The sequence below is a fragment of the Dyella sp. genome, assembly GCF_035277725.1.
GTDB lineage: Bacteria > Pseudomonadota > Gammaproteobacteria > Xanthomonadales > Rhodanobacteraceae > Dyella_B.
In genome coordinates this window covers 1-3,054 of sequence record NZ_DATEJY010000168.1, presented here as the reverse complement: position 1 = coordinate 3,054, position 3,054 = coordinate 1, and the positions used below count along the sequence as shown (strand labels likewise).

3 protein-coding genes are annotated in these 3,054 nt (G+C 62.9%); all 3 read right to left on the bottom strand.

Translation table 11 applies throughout. The features are described 5' to 3' along the window. Positions 1 to 90 precede the first annotated feature (90 nt). On the bottom strand, positions 91 to 1,029 hold the full coding sequence (locus VJR68_RS14900) for a branched-chain amino acid transaminase (RefSeq protein WP_324148920.1): 939 nt from the start codon (positions 1,027 to 1,029) through the stop codon (positions 91 to 93). After that, the gene (locus VJR68_RS14895) at positions 1,026 to 2,690 is read right to left on the bottom strand and encodes a 2-isopropylmalate synthase (protein WP_324148918.1); all 1,665 of its coding nucleotides are present in this window, start codon (positions 2,688 to 2,690) and stop codon (positions 1,026 to 1,028) included. Before VJR68_RS14895 ends, VJR68_RS14900 begins: the two co-directional genes overlap by 4 nt. 111 nt (positions 2,691 to 2,801) lie before the next feature. After that, positions 2,802 to 2,939 (bottom strand): hypothetical protein, encoded by a 138-nt coding sequence (locus tag VJR68_RS14890; RefSeq protein ID WP_324148916.1) that lies wholly within the window; start codon positions 2,937 to 2,939, stop codon positions 2,802 to 2,804. Positions 2,940 to 3,054: the final 115 nt, after the last annotated feature.

Sequence of the window (3,054 nt, the reverse complement as noted above, 5' to 3'; positions counted from 1 at the left end):
GCAGATCGATATACAGCACGGCCGGCGTATCGGCCGTTTCGGGCGCTACGACATGAGCGTCCCAGATCTTCTCGAATAACGTGCGGGCGCTCATGCCGCCTCCTTTGCGGTGGTGGTCTCAACGTGGGTCAGCCAGCCGTAGCGGTCTTGCGTGCGACCGTCGAACAGGCCGAAGAAGGCATCGCGCAATGCGCGCGTGATCGGGCCGGGCGTGCCGTTGCCAACGGCCTTGCGATCGACCGAGCGTACGGGCGTGATCTCGGCGGCGGTGCCGGTCATGAAGACTTCGTCGGCGGTATACAGCGCTTCGCGCGGCAGATCGCGTTCTTCCACGACATAGCCCATGTCGTTGGCCAGCGTAATCACCGAGTCGCGCGTGATGCCGGCCAGGATGCCGGCGCTCGACGGCGGCGTCAGCAGCTTGCCGCGCTTGATCAGGAACAGGTTTTCACCGGCACCTTCGCTCAGCAGGCCGTTGTAGCCCAGCGCAATGCCTTCGTCGTAACCGCCGCGGCGTGCTTCCATGCCGATCAGCTGGCTGCTCAGGTAATTGCCACCCGCCTTGGCCCAGCTAGGGAAGGTGTTCGGCGCAGGGCGGTTCCATGAGGACACGCACACGTCCGCACCGCGCTCGGCCGCTTCGCCGAGATATGCACCCCATTCCAAAGCCATGATCGCGACGTCGACGGGCGCGCCGTCCCTGGGGAGAACGCCGAGCCCGCCGGCGCCGCGAAAGACAATCGGTCGTACATAAGCCGATGCCATCCGGTTGGCGCGAATCACTTCCAGGCAAGCTTCGTTGATCTCATCTTCGCTGTAGCCGATCTCGATCTCGTACACGCGCGCCGATTCGAACAGGCGGCGCGTGTGCTCGGCCAGGCGGAAATAGGCCGGTCCTTCCGGCGTGGCATACACGCGCTCGCCTTCGAAGACGGAGGAGCCGTAATGCAACGCGTGCGTGCTGACATGAACGGTGGCGTCGGCCCAGGGCTTGATGCGGCCGTTGTGCCAGAGGAATGCGGTACTCATGCGGATGTCTCCTGTTCCACGCGTCCGTGCGCGCGACGATCTGCATGCAGCCCTCCATGGCTGCGTTCTGCCGTAAAGGAATGCTGCGGGTGCTGCTTCGGGCCCTGGCGCTCGATGCGATTGATGATGGCGAGCGCCGCGTGTGCGGTGGCTTCGATGATGTCGGTGCTGACGCTGCTGCCGTTCCATTCGCGCTCGGCATGGCGCGCAGTGAGTTGCGCCTGGCCCTGCGCATCGCCGCCCTCGCTGATGGCGCGCACGTGAAAGCCGGTGAGTTCCATGTCGGTGCCGGTGGCGCGTTCGATCGCGCGCAACACGGCATCGACCGGGCCGTCGCCAATGGCGGCTTCGCCAATCTCGCGGCCGTCATCGTGACGCAACTTCACCGACGCGGTGGCATTGCTGCCCAGGTGCGAGCTGGTGTTGAGATGGGTCAGGTGCCAGGGGCCGGTAGCGTCCGGATCTTGCCCCAACGCCAGCGCTTCCAGATCTTCATCCCGAATGTCGCGCTTGCGATCGGCCAGTGCCTTGAAGCGCTTGAACACGCTGTCCATGGCTTCGTCATCCAGCTTGTGCCCCAGCACTTCCAGGCGCTGGCGCAGGGCGTGACGGCCGGAATGCTTGCCCAGCACCAGCGTGGTTTCGGCGATGCCGACATCTTCGGGCCGCATGATTTCGTAGGTGTTGCGATGCTTGAGCATGCCGTGCTGATGGATGCCCGACTCGTGCGCGAAGGCATTGTCGCCGACCACCGCCTTGTTGCGTTGTACCGCCTGCCCGGTGACCTGGCTCAGCAGGCGCGAGGTGGGATACAGCTTGTGCGTGTCGATGTTGGTGCGCAGGCCGAAGCGCGGTGCGCGCACTTTCAGGGCCATCACGATTTCTTCCAGTGCGGCGTTGCCGGCGCGTTCGCCGATGCCGTTGATGGTGCACTCCACCTGGCGTGCGCCGGCGCTGACGGCGGCGAGGCTGTTGGCGACGGCCATGCCTAAGTCATCGTGGCAATGCGAGGAAAACACGGCTTTGTGCGCATCGCGCACGTGCTGGCGCAGATAGGAGAACAGTTCGTGGATCTCGGCGGGCGTGGTGTAGCCCACGGTGTCCGGCACGTTGACGGTGGTGGCGCCGGCGGCGATGGCGGCGCTGAAGACGTCGACCAGGAATTCCGGCTCCGTGCGCAATGCGTCTTCGGCGGAGAATTCGACGTCTGCGCAGTATTTGCGCGCGTGCAGGATGGAGGCGACGGCGGTATCCAGTACTTGCTGCTTGCTCATGCCGAGCTTGTGCTCGCGATGCAACGGACTGGTGGAAAGAAACAGGTGGATGCGGGATCGGTGTGCGCGTTCCAGTGCGCGGGCGGCGGTGTCGATATCGCCGGTTTGACATCGCGCCAATGCGCAGACGGTGGTGCTGTGCAAACTTCGGGCGATTTCCTCGACAGCGGCGAAATCATCCGGCGAGGCTTGTGGAAATCCGGCCTCCAACACATCGACGCCCAGCGATTCCAGCGCTTGTGCCATGCACAACTTTGCGCGTCGATCCATCGAAAATCCGGGCGCTTGTTCCCCGTCGCGCAAGGTCGTGTCGAAAATGCGTACGCGATCTTCGGCACTTTCCGTACTTTCACCGGGGTCGTTCGGTTGTGCTGTTGCAGAGGTCATGGCCTGGCTCCGTTTCGGTGATGACGAGGGCGATAAAAAACCCCGCATCCTGGTGGGTGCGGGGTTCTTTGGGGTATCTAGGTTAGTTTTGCTTTACCTTGACACGCGCCCTCAGCCCGCACCTCCGTTGGTAATGAGGAGTACGAGTACAAGGGAAATAAGAAGGAGGCCGGTGAGCGGCAGCATGTCGATCAACGTCGGTGGACGGATCGCAGCGATGAATTCGCGGTGGCTGTTGCGTTGCGGCATGTCGTCGACCGTACGGCATGCTGCGCGAAGGTGTCAACTACTTTTTTATGAGAAATTTTCCAAATTGTCGATTCGCACGTGTATGGATGGCTAAACGTCCATATGTATCAAGCAC

Excerpts from the sequence above, each read along its gene's own strand:
- VJR68_RS14890 (WP_324148916.1), bottom strand. The coding sequence starts at position 2,939 with ATGCCGCAACGCAACAGCCACCGCGAATTCATCGCTGCGATCCGTCCA.
- VJR68_RS14900 (WP_324148920.1), bottom strand. The coding sequence starts at position 1,029 with ATGAGTACCGCATTCCTCTGGCACAACGGCCGCATCAAGCCCTGGGCC.
- VJR68_RS14895 (WP_324148918.1), bottom strand. The coding sequence starts at position 2,690 with ATGACCTCTGCAACAGCACAACCGAACGACCCCGGTGAAAGTACGGAA.